41 protein-coding genes and 1 pseudogene are annotated in these 24,684 nt (G+C 63.8%); 39 read left to right on the top strand and 3 right to left on the bottom strand.

Annotation, left to right across the window (positions count from 1 at the left end):
• The first annotated feature begins 26 nt into the window (after positions 1-26).
• From tuf to tpx, 5 genes are read left to right on the top strand one after another with little or no spacing between them, the layout of a single operon-like run.
• Positions 27-1,217, top strand: coding sequence for an elongation factor Tu (gene tuf / locus ACOGXH_RS01750; RefSeq protein ID WP_419927397.1), 1,191 nt, complete (start codon positions 27-29; stop codon positions 1,215-1,217).
• 5 nt (positions 1,218-1,222) lie between these two features.
• Entirely contained in the window at positions 1,223-1,543 is a 321-nt protein-coding gene (rpsJ, locus tag ACOGXH_RS01745; RefSeq protein ID WP_419845036.1) for a 30S ribosomal protein S10, read from the top strand.
• A gap of 35 nt (positions 1,544-1,578) precedes the next feature.
• Positions 1,579-2,748 carry a phosphoserine phosphatase SerB gene (serB, locus tag ACOGXH_RS01740; protein ID WP_419927396.1) on the top strand — a complete coding sequence of 390 codons (1,170 nt, stop codon included), beginning with the start codon at positions 1,579-1,581 and terminating at the stop codon, positions 2,746-2,748.
• 11 nt (positions 2,749-2,759) lie between these two features.
• Positions 2,760-3,629 (top strand): HpcH/HpaI aldolase/citrate lyase family protein, encoded by an 870-nt coding sequence (locus ACOGXH_RS01735; protein WP_419927395.1) that lies wholly within the window; start codon positions 2,760-2,762, stop codon positions 3,627-3,629.
• Positions 3,630-3,681: 52 nt separating this feature from the next.
• A complete protein-coding gene (gene tpx, locus ACOGXH_RS01730; RefSeq protein ID WP_419927394.1) occupies positions 3,682-4,182 on the top strand; it encodes a thiol peroxidase in 501 nt (166 codons plus the stop codon).
• Positions 4,183-4,196: 14 nt separating this feature from the next.
• On the opposite strand, the gene ACOGXH_RS01725 is transcribed toward tpx, so the two are convergent.
• Complete coding sequence (locus ACOGXH_RS01725; protein ID WP_419927393.1) at positions 4,197-5,360, bottom strand: AI-2E family transporter; 1,164 nt, start codon at positions 5,358-5,360, stop codon at positions 4,197-4,199.
• A 247-nt stretch (positions 5,361-5,607) separates the two neighbouring features.
• Between ACOGXH_RS01725 and rplC the strand changes: the two genes are divergently transcribed.
• From rplC to glmM, 33 genes and pseudogenes are all read left to right on the top strand, one after another.
• The gene (gene rplC / locus ACOGXH_RS01720; protein WP_419927392.1) at positions 5,608-6,252 is read left to right on the top strand and encodes a 50S ribosomal protein L3; all 645 of its coding nucleotides are present in this window, start codon (positions 5,608-5,610) and stop codon (positions 6,250-6,252) included.
• Between the two features lie 2 nt (positions 6,253-6,254).
• Positions 6,255-6,998, top strand: a complete 744-nt coding sequence (gene rplD, locus ACOGXH_RS01715) for a 50S ribosomal protein L4 (RefSeq protein WP_419927391.1) — start codon at positions 6,255-6,257, stop codon at positions 6,996-6,998.
• Positions 6,995-7,285, top strand: a complete 291-nt coding sequence (gene rplW / locus ACOGXH_RS01710) for a 50S ribosomal protein L23 (protein ID WP_419927390.1) — start codon at positions 6,995-6,997, stop codon at positions 7,283-7,285. Before rplD ends, rplW begins: the two co-directional genes overlap by 4 nt.
• Positions 7,286-7,293: 8 nt before the next feature.
• Entirely contained in the window at positions 7,294-8,130 is an 837-nt protein-coding gene (rplB, locus tag ACOGXH_RS01705) for a 50S ribosomal protein L2 (RefSeq protein ID WP_419927389.1), read from the top strand.
• A gap of 11 nt (positions 8,131-8,141) precedes the next feature.
• Positions 8,142-8,420, top strand: a complete 279-nt coding sequence (gene rpsS, locus ACOGXH_RS01700) for a 30S ribosomal protein S19 (RefSeq protein ID WP_419927388.1) — start codon at positions 8,142-8,144, stop codon at positions 8,418-8,420.
• Complete coding sequence (rplV, locus tag ACOGXH_RS01695; protein ID WP_419927387.1) at positions 8,420-9,187, top strand: 50S ribosomal protein L22; 768 nt, start codon at positions 8,420-8,422, stop codon at positions 9,185-9,187. The genes rpsS and rplV overlap by 1 nt, the downstream gene beginning before the upstream one ends.
• Complete coding sequence (gene rpsC, locus ACOGXH_RS01690) at positions 9,187-10,089, top strand: 30S ribosomal protein S3 (RefSeq protein WP_419927386.1); 903 nt, start codon at positions 9,187-9,189, stop codon at positions 10,087-10,089. Before rplV ends, rpsC begins: the two co-directional genes overlap by 1 nt.
• A 52-nt stretch (positions 10,090-10,141) precedes the next feature.
• The gene (rplP, locus tag ACOGXH_RS01685) at positions 10,142-10,555 is read left to right on the top strand and encodes a 50S ribosomal protein L16 (RefSeq protein WP_419927385.1); all 414 of its coding nucleotides are present in this window, start codon (positions 10,142-10,144) and stop codon (positions 10,553-10,555) included.
• A 2-nt stretch (positions 10,556-10,557) separates the two neighbouring features.
• Positions 10,558-10,797, top strand: coding sequence for a 50S ribosomal protein L29 (rpmC, locus tag ACOGXH_RS01680; protein WP_419927384.1), 240 nt, complete (start codon positions 10,558-10,560; stop codon positions 10,795-10,797).
• A complete protein-coding gene (gene rpsQ, locus ACOGXH_RS01675) occupies positions 10,790-11,101 on the top strand; it encodes a 30S ribosomal protein S17 (protein WP_419927383.1) in 312 nt (103 codons plus the stop codon). Before rpmC ends, rpsQ begins: the two co-directional genes overlap by 8 nt.
• Complete coding sequence (gene rplN, locus ACOGXH_RS01670; protein WP_419927382.1) at positions 11,098-11,466, top strand: 50S ribosomal protein L14; 369 nt, start codon at positions 11,098-11,100, stop codon at positions 11,464-11,466. Before rpsQ ends, rplN begins: the two co-directional genes overlap by 4 nt.
• Before the next feature lie 5 nt (positions 11,467-11,471).
• A complete protein-coding gene (rplX, locus tag ACOGXH_RS01665) occupies positions 11,472-11,780 on the top strand; it encodes a 50S ribosomal protein L24 (RefSeq protein WP_419927381.1) in 309 nt (102 codons plus the stop codon).
• The gene (rplE, locus tag ACOGXH_RS01660; protein WP_419927380.1) at positions 11,780-12,346 is read left to right on the top strand and encodes a 50S ribosomal protein L5; all 567 of its coding nucleotides are present in this window, start codon (positions 11,780-11,782) and stop codon (positions 12,344-12,346) included. Before rplX ends, rplE begins: the two co-directional genes overlap by 1 nt.
• Positions 12,347-12,350: 4 nt before the next feature.
• Positions 12,351-12,536 carry a type Z 30S ribosomal protein S14 gene (locus tag ACOGXH_RS01655; protein WP_419845018.1) on the top strand — a complete coding sequence of 62 codons (186 nt, stop codon included), beginning with the start codon at positions 12,351-12,353 and terminating at the stop codon, positions 12,534-12,536.
• A gap of 50 nt (positions 12,537-12,586) precedes the next feature.
• Entirely contained in the window at positions 12,587-12,991 is a 405-nt protein-coding gene (gene rpsH, locus ACOGXH_RS01650) for a 30S ribosomal protein S8 (protein WP_419927379.1), read from the top strand.
• A gap of 10 nt (positions 12,992-13,001) precedes the next feature.
• Positions 13,002-13,541, top strand: a complete 540-nt coding sequence (gene rplF / locus ACOGXH_RS01645; RefSeq protein WP_419927378.1) for a 50S ribosomal protein L6 — start codon at positions 13,002-13,004, stop codon at positions 13,539-13,541.
• 14 nt (positions 13,542-13,555) lie between these two features.
• Positions 13,556-13,918, top strand: coding sequence for a 50S ribosomal protein L18 (rplR, locus tag ACOGXH_RS01640; RefSeq protein ID WP_419927377.1), 363 nt, complete (start codon positions 13,556-13,558; stop codon positions 13,916-13,918).
• Positions 13,918-14,502, top strand: coding sequence for a 30S ribosomal protein S5 (gene rpsE / locus ACOGXH_RS01635; protein ID WP_419927376.1), 585 nt, complete (start codon positions 13,918-13,920; stop codon positions 14,500-14,502). The genes rplR and rpsE overlap by 1 nt, the downstream gene beginning before the upstream one ends.
• 5 nt (positions 14,503-14,507) lie before the next feature.
• Entirely contained in the window at positions 14,508-14,693 is a 186-nt protein-coding gene (gene rpmD / locus ACOGXH_RS01630) for a 50S ribosomal protein L30 (protein ID WP_419927375.1), read from the top strand.
• Positions 14,690-15,175: a 50S ribosomal protein L15 gene (rplO, locus tag ACOGXH_RS01625; protein WP_419927374.1), complete on the top strand. Its 486-nt coding sequence runs from the start codon at positions 14,690-14,692 to the stop codon at positions 15,173-15,175. The genes rpmD and rplO overlap by 4 nt, the downstream gene beginning before the upstream one ends.
• A gap of 36 nt (positions 15,176-15,211) precedes the next feature.
• The gene (secY, locus tag ACOGXH_RS01620) at positions 15,212-16,561 is read left to right on the top strand and encodes a preprotein translocase subunit SecY (RefSeq protein ID WP_419927373.1); all 1,350 of its coding nucleotides are present in this window, start codon (positions 15,212-15,214) and stop codon (positions 16,559-16,561) included.
• Positions 16,561-17,118: an adenylate kinase gene (locus tag ACOGXH_RS01615; protein ID WP_419927372.1), complete on the top strand. Its 558-nt coding sequence runs from the start codon at positions 16,561-16,563 to the stop codon at positions 17,116-17,118. The genes secY and ACOGXH_RS01615 overlap by 1 nt, the downstream gene beginning before the upstream one ends.
• Before the next feature lie 82 nt (positions 17,119-17,200).
• Positions 17,201-17,425, top strand: a complete 225-nt coding sequence (gene infA / locus ACOGXH_RS01610) for a translation initiation factor IF-1 (protein ID WP_419845009.1) — start codon at positions 17,201-17,203, stop codon at positions 17,423-17,425.
• A 34-nt stretch (positions 17,426-17,459) separates the two neighbouring features.
• Positions 17,460-17,573, top strand: coding sequence for a 50S ribosomal protein L36 (gene rpmJ, locus ACOGXH_RS01605; RefSeq protein WP_419845008.1), 114 nt, complete (start codon positions 17,460-17,462; stop codon positions 17,571-17,573).
• Between the two features lie 3 nt (positions 17,574-17,576).
• Positions 17,577-17,957: a 30S ribosomal protein S13 gene (rpsM, locus tag ACOGXH_RS01600; RefSeq protein ID WP_419927371.1), complete on the top strand. Its 381-nt coding sequence runs from the start codon at positions 17,577-17,579 to the stop codon at positions 17,955-17,957.
• A 22-nt stretch (positions 17,958-17,979) separates the two neighbouring features.
• A complete protein-coding gene (gene rpsK, locus ACOGXH_RS01595) occupies positions 17,980-18,378 on the top strand; it encodes a 30S ribosomal protein S11 (RefSeq protein ID WP_419849598.1) in 399 nt (132 codons plus the stop codon).
• Between the two features lies 1 nt (position 18,379).
• Positions 18,380-18,997 (top strand): 30S ribosomal protein S4, encoded by a 618-nt coding sequence (gene rpsD, locus ACOGXH_RS01590; RefSeq protein ID WP_419927370.1) that lies wholly within the window; start codon positions 18,380-18,382, stop codon positions 18,995-18,997.
• Between the two features lie 71 nt (positions 18,998-19,068).
• Positions 19,069-20,010, top strand: a complete 942-nt coding sequence (locus tag ACOGXH_RS01585; RefSeq protein WP_419927369.1) for a DNA-directed RNA polymerase subunit alpha — start codon at positions 19,069-19,071, stop codon at positions 20,008-20,010.
• Between the two features lie 13 nt (positions 20,011-20,023).
• Positions 20,024-20,374 (top strand): annotated as a pseudogene (gene rplQ, locus ACOGXH_RS01580) (50S ribosomal protein L17); the annotation flags it as partial.
• A gap of 40 nt (positions 20,375-20,414) precedes the next feature.
• On the top strand, positions 20,415-21,164 hold the full coding sequence (gene truA, locus ACOGXH_RS01575; protein WP_419927368.1) for a tRNA pseudouridine(38-40) synthase TruA: 750 nt from the start codon (positions 20,415-20,417) through the stop codon (positions 21,162-21,164).
• A 93-nt stretch (positions 21,165-21,257) separates the two neighbouring features.
• A complete protein-coding gene (rplM, locus tag ACOGXH_RS01570) occupies positions 21,258-21,716 on the top strand; it encodes a 50S ribosomal protein L13 (RefSeq protein ID WP_419927367.1) in 459 nt (152 codons plus the stop codon).
• On the top strand, positions 21,716-22,108 hold the full coding sequence (gene rpsI, locus ACOGXH_RS01565) for a 30S ribosomal protein S9 (protein ID WP_419927366.1): 393 nt from the start codon (positions 21,716-21,718) through the stop codon (positions 22,106-22,108). Before rplM ends, rpsI begins: the two co-directional genes overlap by 1 nt.
• Positions 22,109-22,148: 40 nt before the next feature.
• Positions 22,149-23,459 carry a phosphoglucosamine mutase gene (gene glmM, locus ACOGXH_RS01560; RefSeq protein WP_419927365.1) on the top strand — a complete coding sequence of 437 codons (1,311 nt, stop codon included), beginning with the start codon at positions 22,149-22,151 and terminating at the stop codon, positions 23,457-23,459.
• A gap of 87 nt (positions 23,460-23,546) precedes the next feature.
• Here glmM and ACOGXH_RS01555 read toward each other — a convergent pair whose 3' ends face one another.
• A complete protein-coding gene (locus tag ACOGXH_RS01555; RefSeq protein WP_419927364.1) occupies positions 23,547-23,951 on the bottom strand; it encodes a hypothetical protein in 405 nt (134 codons plus the stop codon).
• A 63-nt stretch (positions 23,952-24,014) separates the two neighbouring features.
• On the opposite strand from ACOGXH_RS01555, the gene ACOGXH_RS01550 reads away from it, so the two are divergent.
• On the top strand, positions 24,015-24,227 hold the full coding sequence (locus ACOGXH_RS01550; RefSeq protein ID WP_419927363.1) for a hypothetical protein: 213 nt from the start codon (positions 24,015-24,017) through the stop codon (positions 24,225-24,227).
• Here the strand turns inward: ACOGXH_RS01550 and ACOGXH_RS01545 are convergent.
• A complete protein-coding gene (locus tag ACOGXH_RS01545) occupies positions 24,224-24,574 on the bottom strand; it encodes a hypothetical protein (protein WP_419927362.1) in 351 nt (116 codons plus the stop codon). The genes ACOGXH_RS01550 and ACOGXH_RS01545 overlap by 4 nt on opposite strands.
• Between the last annotated feature and the right edge of the window lie 110 nt (positions 24,575-24,684).

Raw genomic sequence — 24,684 nt, 5'->3', positions numbered from 1 at the left:
AAGAGCCCGTTTTCGGAGGATAGAAAATGGCTAAGGAAACATTTGAGCGCACCAAGCCGCACTTGAACGTGGGCACGATGGGCCACATCGACCACGGCAAGACCACCCTGACTGCGGCAATCACCAAGGTGCTGTCGGAGGCCGATCCCACCACCACGCAATTCACCGAGTTCGACAACATCGACAAGGCCCCCGAGGAGCGGGAGCGGGGAATCACCATCAACGTGGCCCACGTGGAGTACGAAACAGGGAACCGCCACTACGCCCACGTCGACATGCCCGGCCACGCCGACTACATCAAGAACATGATCACCGGCGCCGCCCAGGTAGATGGCGCCATTCTGGTGGTCTCGGCCGCCGACGGCCCCATGCCCCAGACCCGAGAGCACGTTCTCTTGGCCCGCCAGGTGGGCGTGCCCGCCATCGTGGTCGCCTTGAACAAGGTCGACATGGTGGACGATGAGGAGCTGTTGGAGCTGGTGGAACTCGAGGTTAGGGAGCTGCTCAGCGAGTACGACTTCCCCGGCGACGACATCCCGGTGATCCCGGTTTCGGCTCTCAAGGCTCTCGACGGCGACGGCGATGCCGCCCAGCAGGTGATCGACCTGATGGAGCAGGTGGACTCCTACATCGAGGAGCCCGAGCGCGACGTGGACAAGCCGTTCCTGATGCCCATTGAAGACGTGTTCTCCATCACCGGACGGGGAACCGTGGTCACCGGTCGGGTGGAGCAGGGCATCGTCAACACCGGCGACAAGGTGGAGATCGTCGGCATTAAAGACACGGCCGAGACGGTGTGCACCGGGGTTGAGATGTTCCGCAAGCTGCTCGACGAAGGTCGCGCCGGCGACAACATCGGCGCCCTGCTGCGGGGCACCGACAAGGACGAGGTCCAGCGCGGCCAGGTGTTGGCCAAGCCCGGCTCCATCACCCCCCATACAAACTTCGAAGCCCAGGTCTACGTGCTGACCAAGGAAGAAGGCGGGCGTCACAAGCCGTTCTTCAGCAATTACCGGCCCCAGTTCTACTTCCGCACCACCGACGTCACCGGCACCATCGCCCTGCCCGAGGGCACCGAGATGTGCATGCCCGGCGACAACACGGAGATGGTCGTGGAGCTGATCGCGCCCATCGCCATGGACGAGGGTCTGCGCTTTGCTATCCGCGAGGGCGGCCGCACCGTAGGCGCGGGCACCGTTACCAAGATCGTCAAGTAGCTCTCATGGCAGCAGGACAGAAAATCCGCATTCGGCTTAAGGCCTACGATCACGAGATCATCGACCAGTCCACGAAAAAGATCGTGGAGACGGTTAAGCGCACCCAGGCCGATTTGAGGGGTCCTGTCCCACTTCCCACCGAAAAGCACCGATTCACCGTGATCCGGTCACCCCACAAGGACAAGGACAGCCGCGAGCACTTCGAGATTCGCATTCACAAGCGTTTGCTCGACATCGTGGATCCCGGGCCTAAGACCGTGGATTCCCTTCAGCGACTGGACCTGCCTGCGGGCGTCGACATCGAGATCAAGCTTCAGCACGGCTGAGGTTCGGCCGGGGCGGCTGACCAACTCTTAGTGGTGTGGCCTTCCAGGTAATTCTGCTCCGGGTCTCCGGACCCGATCGCCCCGGGTTATTCGCGGCCCTGCTCAACGTGCTCACCGCCGGCGGGGCCCAGATTCAAGACGTGGAGCAGGTGGTGATCCGCCGCCAGCTCACCTTGGGCATCGTCATGGAGGTTCCTCCCGGGCAAGACCTGCTCAAAGACCTGTTGCTGTTCGGCTGGGAGCAGAAGGTGACCGTGGAATTCGACGTGGTCGATCCCACGCCCTCGGTACATTCCGGCGCCTACGCCGTCACCGTTCTAGGCCGGGAGCTATCCCCGGCGATGCTGGCCACCACCGCCACTGCCATCGCCGAAGGAGGCGGGAACATCAACCGCATCGTGCGCCTGTCCCGCTATCCAATCTACAGCTACGAACTCCTCGTGGAAGGAGGCGATGCCGACGCCATTCGGCGCAACCTGCTGTCGGTAGCAGGGGCCAACCCCGAATTCGATGTGGCCATCCAACGGGAGGGCCTGGCCCGGAGGGCCAAGCGCGTGGCCTTGCTGGATGTGGACTCCACCCTCATTCAGGACGAGATGATCGATCTGCTGGCCGCTGAAGCGGGGTGTGTGGAGGTATGCCAGAAGCTGACCGAACAGGCGATGCGAGGAGAAATCGGCTTCGAGACCGCCCTGCGAGACCGGGTTCGCCTCCTGGCCGGGTTGGACGAGGCTGCGCTGGAGCGGGCATGGGACCAAGTCAGCCTCACCCCAGGGGCCCGGACGTTTCTGACCACCCTTCAGCGACTGGGTTTCGCCATCGCCATCGTGAGCGGCGGCTTCACCCGGTTCTGCAACCGGCTCAAGCAGGACTTCGACCTCGACTACGCGTACGCCAACACCTTGGAGATGGTCGACGGCAAGCTGACCGGCAATTTGGAGGGCCCGATCGTGGATCGAGCCCGCAAGGCAGAGATTCTTCGAGAGATCGCCGCCGCCGAAGGCGTGTCGCCCGAGCAGGTGGTAGCAGTGGGAGACGGCGCCAACGACATCGACATGCTCACCGCGGCTGGGCTGGGTATCGCCTTCAACGCCAAGCCCAAGGTTCGCCAAGCGGTCGAGACCGCCGTCAGCGTGCCCTACCTCGACGCCGTGCTATTTGTGTTGGGCGTCAGTCGCGAAGAAGTCGAGGCCGAGGGAATCTGATTGCCGCCGACATGAAGATCGACCCACCGCCGATTCGCAGCCTGTTGTTTGTCCCCGCCAACCGGCCGGATCGCATGCAAAAGGCACTGGAGTCAGCAGCCGACGGGGTGGTGTTCGACCTGGAGAGCGCCATCCCGCGCGGAGCAGCGGCTGAAGCCCGAGACTGCGTCCGCCAAGCGCTGGTAGCCCACACACCGGATCAATCGGCAGTATTCGTCCGGGTCTCGGCGGTTGGCACTGCCGACTTCGCTCCCGATCTGGAGGCCTGCCTCCATCCATCGCTGACCGCGGTCATGCTGCCCCAGGTCGTCGGTCCCGAAGAAGTAACCGCCGTCGATGTCGCTCTGGAGGGCACCGAGGCTCTGATTATGCCGCTGGTGGAGACCTCATCGGCCGTACGTCAGGCCTATGAATTGGCAACTGCCTCCGAGCGGGTGGCTTACATGGGAGGAGCCACTGGTCGCCATGGCGATTTGGGCCGCTCAGTGGGCTTCCAGTGGACCCCCGAAGGCACAGAGACCCTCTACCTGCGCCAAAAGGTGCTCATAGACGTGCGGTCGGCCGGGGTGCCCAACCCATTGTCCGGATTGTGGGGAACCGTCGACGACCTCGACGGTCTCACCCGGTTCGCCCGCCAAACCCGCCAATTCGGCTACGAGGGGATGATGATCATCCACCCCACCCACATTCCCATAGTCAACCAGATCTTCTCACCCACCCCCGAGGAGATCGACGGCTGGCGCGGCCTCATTGCCGCTATCGAAGAAGCCGAAGCCCAGGGCATAGGCGCCTTCCGCCACGAAGGCCGCCTCATCGACCACGCCCATCTCCTAACCGCCCAGCAAAACCTCGCCCGCGCTTCCAAACTCAAGCTCGTCTGACAATTCACTCCCCGGCACCGAATCAAACCCGCCGGGCTGCTACAACACTGCTATGGCACAGACCACATTCGGAGACACAACCATCAACACCGGCGGCGACCTCCCCGCGGTGGGATCAGCAGCACCGGCATTCACGCTCACCGGCGGCGACCTGTCCCCCGTCACACTGGAAGGCCTGTCCGGCCGCAACGTTGTACTCAACATCTTCCCCAGCATCGACACCGGGGTGTGCGCCGACAGCGTTAGGGCCTTCAACGAACGAGCCGCCGGTCTCGACAACACCACCGTGATCTGCGCTTCGATGGACCTGCCCTTCGCCGGTTCCCGCTTCTGCGGTGCCGAGGACATCGAGAACGTGACCATCGGCTCCATCTTCCGCAACCGGGAGTTCTTGGACGACTACGGCGTAGAGATGGTCGACGGCCCCCTGTCCGGCCTCACTGCCCGGGCAGTAGTGGTCATCGGCCCCGACGGCACCGTGGCCCACAGCGAACTGGTGGCCGCCATCGCCTCCGAACCCGACTACGACGCCGCCCTCTCCGCCTGCTCCTGACCGGGGCTAACCCGTCATTTGGGAGTGAACACCCGGTCCAATAGTTGGCGGAGGCGGTCTCCTAAGGGTTCGCGTTCGGGATGCTGGGCCGCTTCGGCGTCTTCGAGTTCTTGCACCACCTCATGGCGTTCGAGGTAGCTGGCTAGAAAGGCCTGGATGGTGGCGGCCGCGGGGAGGGCCAGCACTGCTCCCACCGCCCCTAGTAGCAAGCTTCCGACTATCACCGATCCGAAAGCCACGGTCACGTGTATCTCCATGGTGTGGGCGGTCACCTTGGGCTGGAGCAGGTAATTCTCCACCTGCTGGTACACCACTATGGCGATCAGCATGGCCAGCCCGGTCGAGGGCTGGTCCAACAGCCCGATGATCACCGGCAGGGCCCCTGCTATGTAGGTGCCGATGACCGGGACGAATTGCGAAATCAAGCCCACCCACATGGCCATCGGCACTGGGAACGGCGCCCCGACCAGCCAGAACACCAGCCAGTGGACCAAGAAGGAGATGACCGCCAGTATCAGCCGGCTGTAGATGTACCCCCCGGTCTTGTCGATGGCCAGATCCCAGATACTCAGCACCTGACGCTGTCGTTCAGCGGGCAGCAGCGAGCAGATGTTGCGACGGAGCTTGGGCCCTTCGGCAACCAGATAGAACGTGAACAACGCGATGGTCAGGATCTGGAACAGCACTTGCAGCACGGTGGCGCCGAGGTTGATCAGATTGTCGGCCAACCGGGTGGCCAAATTGGCGACCGCCCCACCCTCTTGAAACTCATCAAGCAGCCCTTGGGCGTCGACCTCGATGTCGAAAGTGTCTTCCAGCCAGTCCTCTATGTCGTTGATGTACCCGGGGGCGTCGTCGGCGAAATCGCCGATTTGGTCGGCCAGAACCGTGCCAATGGCCCATAGAAACAACCCCACTGCCGCCAATAACGCCAAGAACATGATCCCGGTGCCCACACCCCGGCGAATGCCCATCCTCTCCATGCGGTTCACCGCGGGCTCCAGTGCGAATGACAGGAAGAATGACACCAACACGATCACGATGAGCATCTTTAGCTCCGCGATCAGCCACCCCAGCACATACAGCCCGCCGAGTGCGGCCGCGCCGGTCAGAATGGCCCGAAACAGCCAGGGCGGCACCTTCTGGGACGGCGTCTCTTCAGGCGAAACCTCGTCCACGGTTTCACGTTAACCCTCGACATTTGCCCAGTCGGGGATTTGGCCATTCCACCAGCAGCCGCTATCCTAAATGCTTCGTGCCGGCTCCGGTCGGCACTGTTCGTGTCAAACGACGTCTGTCCAGGCCCATAAGGGGCAATCACCCTGCTCCGGGAACCGGACAGCACAACCGAAACCCGCTCCGCCGGAAAGACCCGCCAACTGGGTCTGCACCCGTGCGGAGCGTTCGCGTGAAGGCAGGGTCGCGATGGTTGCCAAGGCGATTGTCGGCGAAAAACTAGGAATGACCCAGGTATGGGATGAGGACGACCGCGTCGTGCCCGTCACCGTGCTGCGGGTGGAGCCCTGCCGCATCGTGCAGGTCAAACGACCAGAGACCGACGGCTATTCAGCTCTCCAGGTGACCTACGGGACCCAGAGTCCCGATCGGATTTCCCAGCCAGAGCGGGGGCATTTGGACAAAGCAGGCGTCGCTCCCGGTCGCAAGCTGGTTGAATTGCGCCTCGACGACGTGGGCCCCTACGAAGCTGGCCAGGTGATCAGCGTCGACGTGTTCGACGGGGGCGAGCGGGTAGACGTCACCGGCGTCAGCAAGGGCAAGGGCTTCACCGGGGTCATGAAGCGGCACAACTTCAGCGGGCAAAAGGCCAGCCACGGAGCCCACAAGGTGCACCGCAAGCCCGGCGCCGTGGGCCAGTGCGCCACGCCCTCAAGGATTTTCCGGGGCAAGAAGATGCCGGGACGAGCCGGGGCAGAGAAGGTCACCACGTTGAATCTCCAGGTGGTGAGGGTGGACACCGATAACGATCTGATTCTGCTCAAGGGCTCGGTTCCCGGCCGCCGGGGTTCCACTGTGCTGATTCGCAGCGCGGTCAAGAACGGGGCGAAGTGACCATGGCGACCGCCCCAGTAGACGAGGCTCCGGTTCTCCAAGTGCACACCGTCACCGTTCGCAACCCGTCATCCGGCAGAAAAACCGGATCAGTGGACTTGGACCCCGAGCTGTTCGGCATCGAGCCCAACGTGGCCGTCCTGCACCAGGTGGTCACCGCCCAGCTCGCCGCCCGACGCCGGGGAACCCAGAGCACCAAAACCAGGGCCGAGGTCAGAGGCGGTGGCGGCAAGCCCTGGCGCCAGAAGGGCACCGGCCGGGCTCGCCACGGTTCAACCCGCAATCCCCAGTGGCGGGGCGGCGGCGTGGCCCTCGGTCCCAAACCCCGGAGCTATCGCCAGCGCACGCCCAAGAAGATGATTCGCCTGGCCCTGCGCTCCGCGTTGTCCGACCGGGCCCGCGATGAGAAAATCATCGTGGTCGACCGCTGGAGGTTCGAGGCCCCCCGCACCAAAGAGGCCATCGCTGCCCTTAGCGCCCTAAAGCTGGACGGCCGTGTGCTGGTTGTGGCCGACCGCGACCAGTCTGAGGTGTGGAAGAGCTTCCGCAACCTCCCCCACGTCCACCTGATCAGCCCCGGAGAACTGAACGCCTACGACGTGCTGGTGTCCGACTCGGTGGTGTTCACCCTCGACACCCTGCCCACGTCGGCCTCGGCCGAGACCGAGGATGAGACCGCCGATGATGGGCCCGGCGAATCTGCCGAGGCGCCCGTCGAAGCCACCGTCGAGGAGGGAGTCTCATGAAGGATCCCCGCGACGTGGTATTGGCGCCAATCGTCTCAGAGAAGTCATACGAGCTGCTGGAGGCCAACGTCTACACCTTCCGGGTCCACCCCACTGCGTCCAAGCCCGAGATCAAAGACGCCATCGAAACCCTGTTCAACGTCACCGTTCTCAAGGTCAACACCATGAACCGCAAGGGCAAACGGCGCCGCAACCGCCGCAGCCTCTCCTACGGTCGCAAGCCCGACACCAAGCGGGCCCTGGTCACGCTGGCCGAGGGTGACGAGATCGAGTTGTTCGACGTCTAGGAAACGCCATGGCAGTACGCAGACGAAATCCCACCAGTCCCGGCCGGCGCTTTCAGACGGTATCGGACTTCTCCGGAATCACCGCCACAAAGCCGGAGCGGTCGCTGGTCGCCAAGAAAACCAGCACCGGCGGACGCAACAACCACGGGCGCAAGACCTCCCGCCACCGGGGCGGAGGCCACAAGCAGCGCTACCGGGTCATCGACTTCAAGCGGGCCAAGGACGGCGTTCCCGCCACAGTGGCGTCGGTGGAGTATGACCCCAACCGCAACTGCCGCATCCTGCTGTTGCACTTCCACGACGGTGAGAAGCGCTACATCTTGGCCCCCGAGGGCGTGGGCGTGGGCGACATCCTGCAAAACGGCCCCGGGTCCGAGATCAGGCCAGGCAACGCCCTGCCGCTGCGCTATATCCCCGTGGGCACCACCATCCATGCCGTGGAGTTGAAGCCCGGCGCCGGTGCCCGCATGGCCCGCTCAGCCGGAGCCAGCGCCCAGCTCGTGGCCAAAGAGGGGAGCTTCGCCACCATTCGCCTACCCAGCACCGAGATGCGTCGGGTGCCCATCGACTGCCGGGCCACAGTGGGATCGGTGGGCAACGCCGAGGCCGAGCTCATCAAGTTGGGCAAAGCCGGGCGAGCCCGCTGGCAGGGAGTTCGGCCCCAGACCCGCGGTGTGGCTATGAACCCGGTGGACCATCCCTTGGGCGGCGGCGAGGGCAAGTCTTCCGGCGGACGCCACCCCGTTTCGCCCTGGGGCAAGCCCGAGGGTCGCACCCGCAACAAGAAGAAGAAGTCACAGCAGATGATCGTGCGACGGCGCCGTACCCGCGGCGGGCGTCGCTAGGGGGTCCGCAAATGCCCAGAAGTTTGAAGAAGGGCCCGTTCGTCGACGGCCACCTGTTGCGCAAGGTGGACGAGCTCAACGACCAAAACACCAAGCAGGTCATCCGGACGTGGTCCCGTCGCTCCACCATCATCCCCGACATGGTGGGCCACACAATTGCGGTCCACGACGGGCGCAAACACGTGCCGGTGTACATCACCGAGTCGATGGTTGGCCACAAACTGGGCGAATTCGCCCCCACACGCACATTCCGGGCCCACGCCGGCCAAGAGCGGGGAGCTCAGCGCTAATGGCTGTGGTCACCGTGGGCAACGAGACCCGCCCGGGCAGCCGGGCCGTGGCCAAGTACGTGCGCTCCTCGGCCTTCAAGGCCCGGGAGGTGCTCGACTTGGTGCGGGGCAAGTCGTACTCCGAGGCCCGGGAGATTCTGACCTTCTCCGAGCGGCGTATCTCTGACATGATCGCCAAGTGCCTCGACTCCGCGGTGGCCAACGCCGAGCACAACGACGAACTCGACGGCGAGGAACTCTTCGTCGCCGCCTGCTACGCCGACGAGGGCCCCACGTTGAAGCGCTGGCGGCCCCGGGCCCGAGGCCGAGCCACCCGTATTCGGAAGCGGACTTGCCACATCACCGTGGTGGTGGCTCGCTACACCGACGAAGAGCTGGCCGCCATCGATGCCCGCATGGCCCTCAAGGGCACCGGCCGTCGCAGTTCGGCCGCCGAGGCTCGCCGTCGCAGAGTGGCGGCCAGCCGAGAACGCGACGCGGAACGAGCGGCTGAGCAGGATCGCGACCAAGACGAGGACGATCTGGACGCTCTAGAGGGAGACCTCGCCGATGAAGTCCTAGAGGCAGACTTCGAAGACGCCGCCGACGAAGACGATGACGAGCCAGAGGCCGAAGACGCCGCCGACGAAGACGATGACGAGCCAGAGGCCGAAGACGCCGCCGACGAAGACGAAGACGAGCCAGTGGCCGAAGACGCCGCCGACGAAGACGATGACGAGCCAGTGGCCGAAGACGCCGCCGACGAAGACGAAGAGAAGGAATCCTGATGGGCCAGAAGATCAACCCCTATGGGTTCCGCCTGGGAGTCACCACCGACTGGAAGTCGCGCTGGTTCGCCAACCGCCGTGAATACGGCGACTTCATCATCGAAGACTGGAAGGTGCGCGACTACCTGATGTCAGAGCTGCCTCACGCAGCCATCAGCCGCATCGAGATCGAGCGCACCCGCGACCGGCTCCGAGTAGACGTCCACACCGCCCGGCCGGGAATCGTCATCGGGCGCCGTGGTAGCGAGGCCGACCGGCTTCGCAACGGCCTGGCCAAGATCACCGGCAACAACCGTGTGCAGCTCAACATCCAAGAAATCAAGCAGCCCGAACTGGATGCCGCGCTCATCTCCCAGGGTGTGGCCGACCAATTGGCCAACCGGGTGGCCTTCCGCCGAGCCATGAAGCGGGCGGTACAAAACGCCCAGAAGGCCGGGGCCCTTGGCATTCGAGTGCAGTGCTCGGGTCGTTTGGGCGGTTCCGAGATGGCTCGCACCGAGTGGTACCGAGAGGGCCGGGTTCCCTTGCACACCCTCCGGGCCGACATCGACTACGGCTTCCGGGAGGCCCACACCACCTACGGCCGCATCGGCGTGAAGGTGTGGATCTACAAGGGCGACATCCTCCCCTACAAGACCCAGGCCGAGGACAAGATCAGCCGCGAGGCGGCCATGGCAGTGGGCGAGGCTTCCGGCACCCAAAAGCCGAGGGCCGTGGTTTCGTCAGCCGCGGCACCGCGCCAGGGCGAACATGAGCGCGTCGATGAGACCGAAGAGCCCGCACCCCTCATCAAAGAAGCCGACCCAGAATTCGAGAAGCTGCTCGAGGAGGAGGAGGACATCCTCCGCTCAACCCGCGAGCACAGCGAGACTCCGCACTTCCGGCCGGGCGACGCCGACTGATTGCCATGCTGATCTCCTCGACCCCCGAACCCCGCAAAGGCCAAGACCAGCCATGTTGATGCCCAAGAAGGTCAAGCACCGCAAGCACCATCGAGGCCGGACCAAGGGCATCGCCAAGGGCGGCACCACCTTGAGCTTCGGCGAGTACGGCATCAAGGCCCTGGAGCCGGGTTGGATCACCGCCCGCCAGATCGAAGCCACCCGTATCGCCATCACCCGGCACATTCGCCGGGGCGGCAAGGTGTGGATCAACATCTTTCCCGACAAGCCAGTCACCGAGAAGCCAGCGGAAACCCGCATGGGTTCGGGCAAGGGCAATCCGGAGCGCTGGGTGGCCGTGGTCAAGCCCGGCCGCATCCTGTTCGAGCTCTCCTACCACGACCGCGAGGTGGCCCGGACGGCCATCGAGCGGGGCATCCAAAAGCTCCCGATCAAGGCTCGATTCGTCGAGCGCCAGGAAGGGTGATCATGGCCCGCAAAACTAACTGGCAAAACCTGAGCGACGCCGATCTCATCGAACAGCTAGACGAGGCCAAAGAAGAGGTGTTCAAACTCCGCTTCCAGATCGTCACCGGCCGCTTGGACAACACTGCCCGTCTGAAGCAGGCAAAGCAGGAGGTGGCCCGGGCCATGACCGAACTGCGGATGCGGGAGATTCAGGCCGCCGAGGCACTGGAAGCCGAATTGCAGGAGGCCGGCAATGGCTGATCCCACAACTGATCCAACGATCGATCCCACCACTGAGACGACGTCGGCCGCCCGGCCCAACCGCCGAAAGGTGCGGGAGGGCATGGTGACGTCGGTGTCCATGGACAAGACCGCGATAGTGGTGTCCACCGACCGCGTCCGGCATCGCCGCTACAACAAGACCGTGCAGCGCAACACGCGCCTGTACGTCCACGATGAGTCCAACCAACTCGCGGTGGGCGACCGTGTGCGGGTACAGGAAACCCGTCCATTGTCCAAGACCAAGCGGTGGCGACTGGTTGAGATCGTGGAGCGTGCCCGATGATCCAGCAAGAGACCCGCGTCAAGGTGGCCGACAACTCCGGCGCCAAAGAGGTGCTGTGCATCCGGGTGCTGGGGTCGTCCCGCAAGCGCTACGCCACGATCGGCGACGTTTTCGTAGCCACCGTGAAAGACGCCATGCCCGGTGCCGCCGTCCGCAAGGGCGAAGTGGTGCGCTGCGTTCTGGTCCGGGCCAAGAAGGAGAAGCGCCGCAAAGACGGTTCTTACATCCGCTTCGACGAGAACGCTGCCGTGCTCATCAACGACCAGCAGCAGCCTCGCGGCACCCGCATCTTCGGACCGGTGGGCCGGGAACTGCGGGACAAGCGCTTCATGCGCATCGTGTCGCTCGCACCGGAGGTGTTGTAGCCGCCATGAAAGTCCGCAAGGGAGATCGGGTCCGCGTGCTCAACGGAAAGGACCGGGGCAAAGAGGGCGAAGTTGTCTTCGCCTATCCGGCCAAGGGAACGGTGATCGTCGAAGGCGTGAACATCGCCACCAAGCACCAGGGGCCTCGCCAGGGGATCATGCAGACCGGCATCATCGACAAGGAGATGCCCATCAGGGTGTCCAACGTGGCCGTGATCAGCCCAGCCGACGGCCAACCCACCCGGGTGGGCTACCGGTTCGACACCGACGGCCGGAAGATCCGAGTCTGCCGCCGAACCGGAGTTGATTTGTAATGGCCGCCACCGCAACCGCACCTCGGCTGCAAGCCCTGTATCGGGAAGAGATCCGAGACCAGCTCAAAGAGCATCTGGGGCTGGACAACGTCATGCAGGTACCCCGATTCGAGAAGATCGTGGTGAACATGGGTGTCGGCGAAGCCGTAGCCCAAGCCAAACTGCTCGACGGCGCAGTGGCCGACCTGACCACCATCGCCGGCCAGCGCCCGGTCATCACCCGGGCCAAGAAGTCCATCGCCAATTTCAAGATCCGGGAGGGCAATCCCATCGGAGCCAAGGTCACCTTGAGGGGAGCACGCATGTGGGAGTTCCTGGACAGGCTCATCAACCTGGCTATTCCCCGCATTCGGGACTTTCGGGGTCTCTCGCCCCGCTCCTTCGACGGGAACGGCAACTACTCCTTCGGAGTCACCGAACAGTTGATCTTTCCCGAAGTCGACTACGACTCCATCGACACCATCAGAGGCATGGACATCACAATCGTTACCACCGCAACCACTGACGAGGAGGGCCGAGCTCTGCTTGAGGCCTTCTCGTTCCCATTCCAAGCCGAGGGACAGTAACTCAATGGCAAAAAAGGCGCTTGTCCAAAAGCAACAGCGAACTCCGAAATTCAAGGTGCGGGCCTACACCCGCTGCCGCCGCTGCGGCCGGCCTCGGGCCGTGTACCGCAAGTTCGGCCTGTGTCGAGTGTGTCTGAGGGAGCTGGCCCATGCCGGGGAGATTCCCGGCCTGACAAAGGCGAGCTGGTGAGGTGTCCGAGATGATGATCTACACCAATGAGCTGGTGAGGTGATGCTGCTGTGACCATGACCGATCCCATCGCCGACATGTTGACTCGCATCCGCAATGCCAACACCGCCATGCGCGACGAGGTGAAGATGCCGTCCTCCAAGATGAAGGTGGCGCTGGCCGACGTCCTCATGCAGGAGGGCTACATCAGCAACTTCGCCGTGGCCGAGGACAAATCCGGCCCGGGGAAGACCCTCACCATCGACATGAAGTACTCCGACCAGCGAGAGCGGGTCATCTCCGGCATCACCCGAGTGTCCAAGCCCGGCCTGAGAGTGTATTCCAAATCGGAGCACATCCCCCGGGTGCTGGGCGGGTTGGGCGTGGCCATCGTGTCCACCAGCAAGGGCCTGATGAGCGACCGCGAGGCGCGCCGCCGCCGCATGGGCGGCGAGGTCGTCTGCGTGGTCTGGTAGGAGGCTGACGGTGTCACGAGTCGGAATGAACCCCATCCCAGTGCCAGACGGCGTGGACGTAGCCATCGACGGTGCCCACGTCACCGTTTCCGGCAGCCGCGGCACCCTGGAGCACGATCTCCCTGACACCATCTCGGCCCGGATGGAGGACGGATTCGTCCTGGTCGAACGGGCCGACGAGCAGCGCGATACCAAGGCGCTGCATGGATTGAGCCGCTCGCTCGTGGCCAACATGGTCACTGGTGTCAGCCAGGGCTACCGCAAAGAACTGGAAATCGTGGGGGTTGGTTACCGGGCCATCGCCCAGGGCAATAGCAAGATCGAACTTCAGCTGGGCTTCAGTCATCCGGTGCACGTCGAGGCCCCCGATGGAGTGACGTTCGAGGTGCCCAACCAAACGAGCATCCATGTGCTGGGGATCGACAAGCAAGCGGTCGGTCAAGTGGCCGCCGACATTCGAGCCATCCGCAAGCCCGAGCCCTACCGGGGCAAGGGCATCCGCTACGCCGGCGAGCGGATCATTCGAAAAGCTGGCAAGGCCGCGAAGTAGAGCTGGGAATCGCCATGAGCAGCGTCAAGCACAAGCACCAGAGCCGGGTCCGGCGCCATCGTCGGGTTCGCAAGAAGATCAGGGGCACCGCCGAGCGCCCTCGCCTGGCCGTGTATCGGTCCAATCGCCACATCATCGCCCAAGTCATCGATGATGCCGCGGGCCACACCATCGCCTCGGCCTCTACCACCGAGGCCGATTTGCGCTCCGGTCCGACCGGGAATGTGGCTGGCGCGGCGGCAGTGGGCAAGCTCATCGCCGAGCGAGCCAAGGAGCAGAACATCACTGCGGTCGTCTTCGACCGGGGCGGGTTCCGCTACCACGGGCGAGTGGCGGCCCTGGCCGATTCGGCCCGAGAAGCAGGACTGGAGTTCTAATGACCGATACCTCAACCCCGACGCCGACTCCAGAAGGGCAGCTGCGCGACTCCCGGGTGATCAACATCAACCGGGTGGCCAAGGTGGTCAAGGGTGGCCGCCGTTTCTCCTTCACTGCTCTGGTGGTGATCGGCGACGGCGCGGGCCGGGTCGGTTTGGGCTATGGCAAGGCTAAAGAAGTGCCACTGGCCATTCAGAAGGGCACTGAGGAAGCCCGACGCAACCTGTTTCGGGTTCCGCTGGCTTCGTCAACCATCACCCATCCAGTTATCGGCGAAATGGGCGCCGGACGGGTTCTGTTGAAGCCGGCCGCGCCCGGTACCGGCGTGATCGCCGGTGGCGCAGCCCGAGCCATTCTGGAAGAGGCCGGCATCGGCGATGTGCTGTGCAAGTCACTGGGCTCTCCCAACCACATCAACGTGGCTCGGGCCACCATTGCCGGACTTAAAGCCCTCAAGCGCCCCGACGAGGTGGCCCGCCACCGGGGCATCCCCGCCGATGAATTTGTGCCCGCCGGGCTGCTGGCGGCCTACCGGGAGTCGGAGCGCCTGTCGGCTGCTGCGCCGGACGAGGACGAGGAGTAGCCGCCATGGCCATCAAGGTCACCCAGATCCGGTCTCAGATCGGTACGCGGCCCAAACAGCGGGGCACGCTGCGGGCCTTGGGCCTGCGCGGGATAGGCCAGACCAACACCCTGCCGGATGCCCCTGAGATCAGGGGGATGATCGACAAGGTGTCCCACCTGATTTCTTGGGAGGAGACCGACGAATTATGAAGGTTCACGATCTGAAGCCAGCCCCGGGATCTCGCAAGCGCCCCCAGCGCAAGGCCCGCGGCATCGCCGGCAAGGGCGGCAAAACTGCAGGCCGAGGCACGAAGGGACAGCGGGCCCGGAGCAAGATCCCCGTCGGATTCGAGGGCGGCCAGATGCCCCTGGCCCGCCGGGTGCCCAAGCTGCGGGGATTCAAGAACCCGTTCCGGATGGAGTACCAGGCCATCAACCTCGATGTCATCGACGCCACGGGGCTGGACGAGATAACCCCGGAAGTGCTTCATCAGCGGGGACTCCTGCACAAGGGCGCCATGGCCAAAGTTCTTGCCCGCGGCGAGCTGACCCGAGCCGTCACCGTCAAGGCTCACGGATTCTCTGAATCGGCGAAGGCGGCCATCCTTGCCGCAGGCGGTAGCGTAGAGGTGCTGCCCAAGCCCTTCTCCGGGCGGCCGCCAGCTAAGGGCAACGCCCTCACCAACCGATAGCCCGAGTTCGACAGGGTCGAAGGAGTAGCAGTCGCCGTGCTCACCAGGATTACAAATATGTTCCGGGTCGCCGACCTGCGGAACAAGATCCTGTTCACCCTGTCGATGTTGGTGATCTTTCGCCTGGGCGTGGCCATCCCCTCTCCTGGCGTTGACCTCGACGCTGTGGACCAGCTTCGCAACCAGGCCGACGCCGGCGGAGTCACCGGACTGCTGAACTTCTTCTCCGGCGGCGCCTTGTCGCAGTTCGCCATCTTCGCCCTGGGGATCTTCCCCTACATCACCGCCTCCATCATCATGCAGGTGCTGGGGGTGGTGATACCCCGCATCGAGCAGTGGCAGAACCAGGGTGCGGTGGGTCAGCGCAAGATCACCCAGTGGACCCGGTACCTCACCATTGCCATCGCCATCATTCAGGCCACCTCGTTCTCTTTCCTGTTCCACAATGGCGGCGGCGGATTCAGCCTCACGGGCGGCAATGCCAACCAAGCCATCGACTTGCTGCCCAACTTCACCGCCCCCCGGGTATTCCTGGTGGTGCTCACCCTCACCGCCGGCACTGCGCTGTTGATGTGGATGGGGGAGCTCATTACCCAAAAGGGCATCGGCAACGGCATGTCGCTCATCATCTTCGCCTCGGTGGTATCCACCATCCCCAACCAGTTCTCGTTGGTGAAGGCTTCTGAGGGGTGGGGCGCGGTATTCGTCATCGCCTTCATGTACTTGGCTCTGCTGGTGGCCATTGTGTTCGTCGAAAGCGGCCAGCGCCAGATCCCGGTGCAATTCGCCAAGCGGGTGGTGGGCCGCCGCATGGCCGGCGGGCAGAGCACCTACATCCCGTTGAAGGTGAACCAGTCCGGCGTGATCCCCATCATCTTCGCCAGCTCGGTGCTGTATCTGCCCATCCTGCTCTCTGCGGTGCTGCCGTCGGACTCCAACCCCGACCAAAACACCTGGGGGGAGAGCGTCCAGAACTGGGTCAATACCCACTTGGGCGATCCAGCCGACACCGTGTACCTGATCGTCTTCGCCCTCATGATCGTGGGATTCGCCTACTTCTACACCGCCATAACCTTCGACCCGGTCAAGCAGGCCGACCAGATCCGCAAGCAGGGCGGATTCATCCCCGGAATCCGACCCGGCCGCCAAACCGAGCGCTACTTGGGCCGCATCCTGTCTCGCATAACCCTGCCGGGAGCGCTGTTCATCGCCGCGGTGGCCGTCATCCCCGCCATCGCCTTGTCCCAGTACATCGACAGCCGGAGCGCTGCGGCCTATAGCTTCAGCGGCATCTCTGTGCTCATAGCCGTGGGTGTGGCCCTGGAAACCATGAAGCAGATCGACAGCCAGCTCATGATGAGAAACTACGAGGGCTTCTTGAAGTAATGCCCTTGGTGCTGGTCATACTGGGTCGCCAAGGCTCAGGCAAGGGAACCCAGGCTGCCTTGTTGGCCGAGCGCTATGGGGTGGTCCACATCTCCACCGGTGACATGCTGCGGGCCGCAGTGGCCGCGGGCACCGAGCTGGGACTTCGGGCCAAGGCCGTGATGGACGCCGGCAACCTGGTCGGCGACGAAATCATGATCGGGATCGTGGGCGAACGCCTGGCCGGCGACGACATTCGAGCCCACGGCGTACTGCTGGACGGATTTCCCCGCACAACTGCCCAAGCCGACGCTCTCGCTGAGATACTGGAGGGGACCGGCCCCGACTTGGCCATCAACTTGGACGTTCCCATAGCCGAGGTCACTGAGCGGATGCTGGCCCGGGGGCGAGACGACGACACCGAAGAGGCCATTTCCCGCCGACTCGAGCTCTACGAAGCCGAGACCGCCCCGCTGCTGGCCTGGTTCGAAGACCGGGGACGCCTAACCGTCGTGAACGGGCTGGGAACCGAAGACGAAGTGTTCGCCCGTTTGTCCCAGGTCGTCGATGCCAGATAGCATGGTGATTCGGCTCACATAGTGGGCCGCTATTCGCGCGGTTCGCCGCACAGACTTGCCAAGACGTCAGGAGAGGTCGCCCTTGGCGAAAAACAAGGAAGACGCCATCATCATGGAAGGGACAGTTACCGAGTCTCTTCCCAACGCCATGTTCCGAGTCGAGCTTGAGAACGGGCACAAGGTGCTGACCCACATCTCCGGCAAGATGCGGATGCACTACATCAGGATTCTCCCCGGCGACCGGGTCCAAGTGGAATTGACCCCCTACGACCTTCAACGGGGTCGAATCACTTACCGGTACAAATAGCCACAAGACACAACGGATCATCGAAAGGCATACTGTGAAAGTCCGTCCCAGTGTGAAGAAAATCTGCGACAAGTGCAGGGTCATTCGCCGGCACGGGCGCGTGCGGGTGATCTGCTCCAACCCCCGACACAAGCAGAGGCAGGGCTGAACTGTGGCACGTATCGCCGGCGTCGACATACCCCGTGAGAAGCGCACCGTCATCTCCCTGACCTACATCTACGGCATTGGTCCGACTTTGGCCCGCCAAATATGCGCTGAGGCCGGAGTCGACGAGAGCACCCGGTTGCGCGATCTCACCGATGAAGAGGTCGCCCGATTGCGCAACTTCATTGAGAGCAATCTCCGGGTGGAGGGTGATCTCCGCCGGGAGACCAGCCAGGACGTCAAGCGCAAGATGGAGATCGGCTGCTACCAGGGCCTGCGCCACCGCCGGGGCCTTCCCGTACGGGGCCAGCGCACCCACACCAACGCTCGCACCCGCAAGGGGCCGAAGAAGACCGTGGCCGGAAAGAAAAAGGTGATGAAGAAGTGAAGCAGGAAAGGACTAGCCGCTAATGGCCAAGCCATCAGCCGGAGGGCGTCGGCCCCGCCGTCGGGAGCGCAAAAACATCTCCTACGGGGTGGCCCACATCAAGAGCTCCTTCAACAACACCATCGTGACCATCGCCGACCAGCAGGGGAACGTGATCTCCTGGGCTTCGGCCGGCAATGTCGGATTCAAGGGTTCTCGCAAGTCCACTCCGTTCGCGGCCCAGATGGCTGCCGAACAGGCCGGACGCAAGGCCATGGAGCACGGCATCCGCAAAGTGGACGTGCACGTCCGCGGACCGGGCTCGGGACGCGAAACCGCCATCCGCTCGCTCCAGGGCGTGGGCATCGAGATCACCGGCATCAAGGACGTCACCCCCATCCCCCATAACGGGTGTCGCCCAGCAAAGCGACGGAGGGTCTGACATGTCTCGATACACCGGTCCGCGATCGCGGGTATCCCGGCGCCTGGGCGTGAACGTGTGGGGCACCAAGGGCGAGACCATTGCCCTGGAGCGCCGCCCCTATCCCCCGGGCGAGCACGGCCGAACCCGGCGCCGGGGCAACGTCTCGGAATACCTGCTCCAGCTTCAGGAGAAGCAGAAAGCCCGCTACACCTATGGGCTCAATGAGCGGCAGTTCCGCAACGTCTTCAAGGAGGCGGCCCGCCACAAGGGAGTCACCGGCGAGAACATGCTGCGGTTCTTGGAACTGCGCCTCGACAACGTGGTCTACCGCCTCGGTTGGGGTGCCACCCGTCCCCAAGCCCGCCAGCTCGTCTCCCACGGCCACATCAACGTGAATGGCAGCCGGGTGAACATTCCCAGCTACCGCATTCGCAAGGGCGACGTTGTGGCCCTGCGGGACAAGGCCCGGGAGATGATCGTGGTGGGGTGGAACCTGGACGTACTCGATCGCACGCCACCAGCCTGGTTGACCCGGTCTGACGACGGCTTCGAGGCCACCGTTCGAGACGCCCCATTGAGAGAACAGATCGATGTGCCAGTTAGAGAACAGCTCATCGTCGAGCTCTACAGCAAGTAGGCCACGCGGCCACCTGCAACCCATCCGACCAAGTTGACCACCACCATTCCAAGAACTGAGGGAGCCGGATCATGCTGGTAATGCAACGACCCACTGTCGAGACTGTTACCGAGCTCGAAGACAACCGCCAGAAGTTCGCCATCGGCCCGCTGGAGCCTGGCTTCGGCCATACGCTCGGCAATTCCCTGCGCCGAGCCTTGCTGTCGTCGATTCCCGGCGCCGCGGTTATCCGGGTCCGCTTCGATGACGCTCTACACGAGTTCGACACGATCACCGGCGTGGCCGAGGACGTGACCGACATCATTTTGAACTTGAAGGATCTCGTCCTGCGGTGCCACAGCGAGGATCCCGTCGAGCTTCGCCTCGACCAGCGGGGACCAGGCGAGGTGACCGGCGCAAGCTTGGCCGTCAACCCCGACGTCGAGGTGCTCAACCCCGATTTGGTCATCACCCGTCTGAACGACAAGGCCCGCCTGGCTATGGACATCACCGTCTCCCAGGGCCGGGGCTATGTCTCGGCCGAGACCAACAAGGTCGATTCCACCATCGGCGTGATCCCTATCGACTCAATCTTCTCTCCCGTGCGCCGGGTGGCCTACAACGTCGAGCCCACCCGAGTGGAGCAGTCCACCGAATTCGACCGCCTCGTGCTGGATATCGAGACCGACAGCTCCATCACCCCCCAAGAAGCCCTGGCCTCAGCCGGTGCCACACTGCGGACCCTCGTCCAACTTGTCGAGGAGATGAGCGACGAGCCGCAGGGCCTGAGCATGGCAGAGGCGGGGAGTGCCCCCGCTGGGGCCCCCGACCTCGACCTGCCCATCGAAGACCTCGATCTGTCCGAGCGGCCTCGCAATTGCCTCAAGCGAGCTCAGATCAACATGATCGGCGAGCTGCTGGCCCGTACCGAGGACGAGCTGCTGGCCATTACCAACTTCGGGCAGAAGTCCCTGGACGAGGTCAACGAGAAACTGGACGAGCGCGGCCTCGCCCTGGCTGGTCCCCGGTCATAGAAGAGGGAACGCTATGCCGGGACGACCACGCAAGGGACGCCGCTTCGGCGGCAGTTCGCAGCACCAAAAGCTGATGATGGCCAATCTGGTCGCTTCGCTGATCGCCGCTGAGGGCATCACCACCACCGAGGCCAAGGCTAAGGCCATGCGCCCGGTAGCCGAGAAGCTCATCACCAAGGCCAAGAAAGGCGGGCGGCACAACCACCGCCAGATCCTGGCCCAACTAGGCGACCCCGAGATCACCGACAAGCTCATGGTGGACATCGGACCCCGCTACGCCAACCGGCCCGGCGGCTATACCCGGATCCTGAAGCTCGGGCCCCGTTACGGCGACAACGCCCCCATGGCCCGCATAGAGCTGGTCTAGACCAGCCCGGCGACAGATACCGCCTCCCGAGGCAGCCGTGCGAGTCAAAGCGACGGTGGCCTACGACGGAGGGGCATTCCACGGATTCGCCCCCAACGAAGGAGTCCGCACGGTGGGAGGCGACCTCGCCGACGCTCTATCCCGCTGCCTGCGCCAATCGGTAGATCTGACCTGTGCCGGCCGCACCGACACCGGCGTTCATGCCCGGGGACAGGTAGTGAGCTTTGCCGCCCCCGACGACGTCGATCTGCCGGCCGTCCGCACCGCCGTAAACCGCATGCTGGCCCCGGTCATTGCGGTGCGCGACATGGAGGCCGCGCCGGAGGGATTTGACGCTCGTTTCGACGCCAAAAGCCGCACCTACCACTACACCGTCTTGAACCGAGAGGTGCCCGACCCGTTCTTGGCCGCCACCACTTGGCACTATCCCCGTCGCCTCGACATGGATGCAATGAACGACGCGGCCACCGCTCTGGTAGGCGAGCACGACTTCTCGTCGTTCTGTCGCAAACAGCACGCCGCCGACGGTTCGGAGAAATCCCGGGTGCGCGTAGTCTTGCGGGTCGGGTGGCGACGAGCCGATCAAGACATTTTGCGCTTGGAGATCGAGGCCTCCTCATTCTGCCATCAGATGGTTCGGTCCATTACCGGTGCTCTGGTGGACATCGGGGCGGCCCGGCACCCTCCCGGAGCCATGGCCGAGATCATGGCCGCCCAAGACCGCTCCGGGGTCGCCAATCTGGCACCCCCCCACGGTCTCTGCCTTTGGTGCGTCTCTTACTCGTGACACGGTTGCCGGGACACTGGCTGGGGCAGTTGTCACTCCCCCGATTCGGGCCGTATCATTGCCCTTCCCGGTATCGCGTGTGAAGGAAAGCCGATGCCCACTTACTCCCCGAAAATCAAAGACATCGAACGCGTGTGGCACATCGTCGACGCCGAGGGCCTCATCCTCGGCCGCATGGCCACCGAGGTGGCCCGCGTGCTGCGCGGCAAGCACAAGCCCAGCTTCACTCCCCATCTCGACACCGGCGACCACGTAATCATCGTCAACGCCGACAAGGTGGTCCTTACCGGCAACAAGGCCACTGGCAAGCAGGTCTACCGCCACTCCGGTTATCCCGGGGGACTGCGCCAGGCCAGCTACGGTCGCCTCTTGGAGACCCAACCCGCCGAAACCGTGCGCCGGACCGTCAAGGGCATGCTCCCCAAGAATCGGTTGGGCCGACAGATGCTCCGCAAGCTCAAGGTCTACGCCGGGCCGGTTCACCCCCATGAAGCCCAGCAACCCCAGCCCCTGGAAATCGCCGGGGCCCGATCCCGCACAGAGGACTCATAATGCCCGCCCCCCTCACCCAAGCCACCGGTCGGCGCAAGCGCGCCGTTGCCCGTGTCCGGTTCCGCCCCGGCACCGGCCAGGTGACCGTCAACGGCCGCGTTGCCGAGGACTACTTCCCCTCCCGGAGCCATCGCATGGCGTTCATGGAGCCGCTCCGCCTGACAAACACCGCCGAGGTTTACGACATCGACGTAAACATGCACGGCGGCGGGGCCAACGGCCAGGCTGGCGCCCTGCGTCTGGGCATAGCCCGTGGACTGGTGGCGCTGGATCCCGATCTGAGAGAGATCCTCAAGCAGGCGGGTTTCCTCTCTCGCGACGACCGCAAGAAGGAATCCAAGAAGTACGGCCTGAAGAAGGCTCGCAAGGCGCCTCAGTACTCCAAGCGGTAATCCGGATTGCCCAGGGCCTGCTACCCGAATCCTTAGTCCGGTGCTGCGCTTCGGAACCGACGGGGTTCGGGGTCGAGCCTACGACGACCTCTTTCCCGACGACGTCATCCGACTAGCCCAAGCGGCCGCTGAAGTCCTCGCTCCAATCGGCTCGGTGGTCATCGGGCGAGATACTCGGAACTCAAGTCCAGACTTTGCCGCAGCATTGGCTGCTGGTTTCAGCGCGGTCGGAGTCTCCACCATCGACTTGGGGGTGGCCCCCACACCGGCGGTGGCCTGGGCTGCAGAGCGAACCCGCAATCCAGGGGCGATGGTCTCGGCTTCGCACAATCCTTGGTATGACAACGGGATCAAGCTTTTTTGCCCGGAGGGTCGAAAGCTCGATGACCAGGTCCAGGCCGCCTTGGAGTCCACTCTGGCCGATCCCAACCGTCAGACGGTGCCCACCCTTGGCGCCCCCCCGCGAACCTCCGATGGGTCTGAGCTCTTGCAGGAATACCAGGATGCAGTGGCCAGCACCGCCGCCTTCCACGGAGGCGAACTAAGCGTTGTGGTGGACGCCGCGCACGGTTCGGCCACCTCGGTCCTCCCCGATCCGCTCCGCGCCCATGGTACGGCGGTCACGGTCATCAATGCTGAGCCCGACGGCCGGAACATCAACCATCGGTGCGGTTCTACCTACCCCGAAGCCGTCGCCAACGCGGTAATCGGAAGAGGCGCCGACCTGGGACTCACCTTCGACGGCGACGCCGACCGAGTGCTGGCCGTTGACCACACCGGCGAACTAGTCGACGGCGATCAGGTCATCGCCATCTGCGCAGTCGACCGCCATCAACGGGGACTGCTGCCGGGCGACACTGTGGTTGTCACGGTGATGACCAACCTGGGCTTCCACCGGGCCATGGCTCAGCGGCACATCAACGTGGTCACCACCCCGGTGGGCGACCGCCACGTGTGGTCAGCGCTCCAAGACGGCGATTGGGCGCTGGGCGGCGAACAGTCGGGCCATGTGATCTTCCCTGCCCTGGCCACCACCGGTGACGGCCTGATCACCGCCTTACAGCTCCTTGAGGTGGTCGCCCGCCGGGGACGGCCGCTGAGGGATTTGGCCGCTGAGGCCATGACCAAGATGCCCCAGGTGCTTCACAACGTGACCACCGGTCCCGACTCGTTTGACGAAGACATCCTGTCGGCCGCGGTGGTCGCGGCCGAGCAAGCCCTAGGCGAAAGCGGTCGAATCCTGGTCCGCCCGTCTGGCACCGAACCCGTCCTCCGGATCATGGTCGAGGCCGAAACTCTCGAAGCCGCCGAATCCGCCGCAGCCGACGTCGCCGCGGCGCTCATCCGATAGCGGCGCGATGGGCTTCGAGGTCGCGGCGGCTGACCCATTCGAGGGTGCGGGCGTGGGTGGCTGGCCCTTTCACAGGGCCGCATTTCCTCAACAACTGTCGAGGACTGGTTGGATGGCGGCAGCTGAACCGTTCAATTCGAATGTCGCCGAGATCGTCCACCCACCGACGGGAATGAACACAGACGCGGTCACCACTTCTCCGTCAGAGTCGATCATCGACTGGGCGAATCGGTTTGACTCCTCTGTGTCCAACATGAAGGAGGCTTCGTTGACGGTGCTGTTGATCGCCTGAAAGGAGCTGCTCCCTCCATCGGCGTTCTCCACCGCCAAGTTGTAGATGCCGATCCGAGAGGATATGAAGCTGTTCCAGGTGACATAGGCCCTCAGCGCGTCTTCCCGTTGGCCGTCGTAAATCAGGCACGCCACCACCAACTCGGCGTTCAAACCTTGGGGAACCCTTGTTGACGCAATCGACTCGGTGAGGACCCCCACCTGACGAGGTCGAGTCAGACCGGGGTGGTTGCGCCTCGTCTCATCGAATGAGACCCACCCACCTTGAGACTCCGAGCCGTCGGGTTCGTCGGGTTGGCCGGGTTGGCCGGGTTGGCCGGGTTCGTCGGGTTGGCCGGGTTCGTCGGGTTGGCCGGGTTGGCCGGGTTGGCCGGGTTCGTCGGGTTGGCCGGGTTGGCCGGGTTGGTCGGGTTGGCCGGGTTCGTCGGGTTGGCCGGGCTCCCCACCATTGACACAGCCTCCAATAACTGCCTCTAGTTCGACTCCGAATCGCAGCGATAGGCGTTGAGCAGCAAGAGTTGACGCTCCACAACCCGAATGCGTCTAACGATGTCCTCAGCGGTGGGAGTGCCCTCAAATGGAGGGGGACTCTCAAGCGACTGGATGGCCATCCCATTCCTGCACCCTCCAGACACGAGTTGGACGTCAATATCGAATCGGCAGCGATAGGCGTGCAGCAATCCCTCTTGCTCATGAATCAGTTTGTCTAGCTCATTGATGTCCAAAAAATGCCCAGGCGAGGCGGTAGCTGCTTGAGGCGCAACCACCGAAGAGGCGACAAGCACTAGAGCGAGGACGAGTGCCGTCCACCACGCTTTAGCCATCTTGTTCAGCCTATATGCATTGACGTAACAAGTTAGTGCATCTAAAAATGTTCGCAAGCAAGGACCGAAGTTAGCCATGCGGCACCTACCGCCTACAAGTCAGGTTGCGG

The organism is Candidatus Poriferisocius sp. (assembly GCF_965208355.1).
Lineage (GTDB): Bacteria > Actinomycetota > Acidimicrobiia > Acidimicrobiales > Bin134 > Poriferisocius.
The sequence above is the reverse complement of the archived record's forward strand: the minus strand, read 5'-3'. Positions and strand labels throughout refer to the sequence as shown.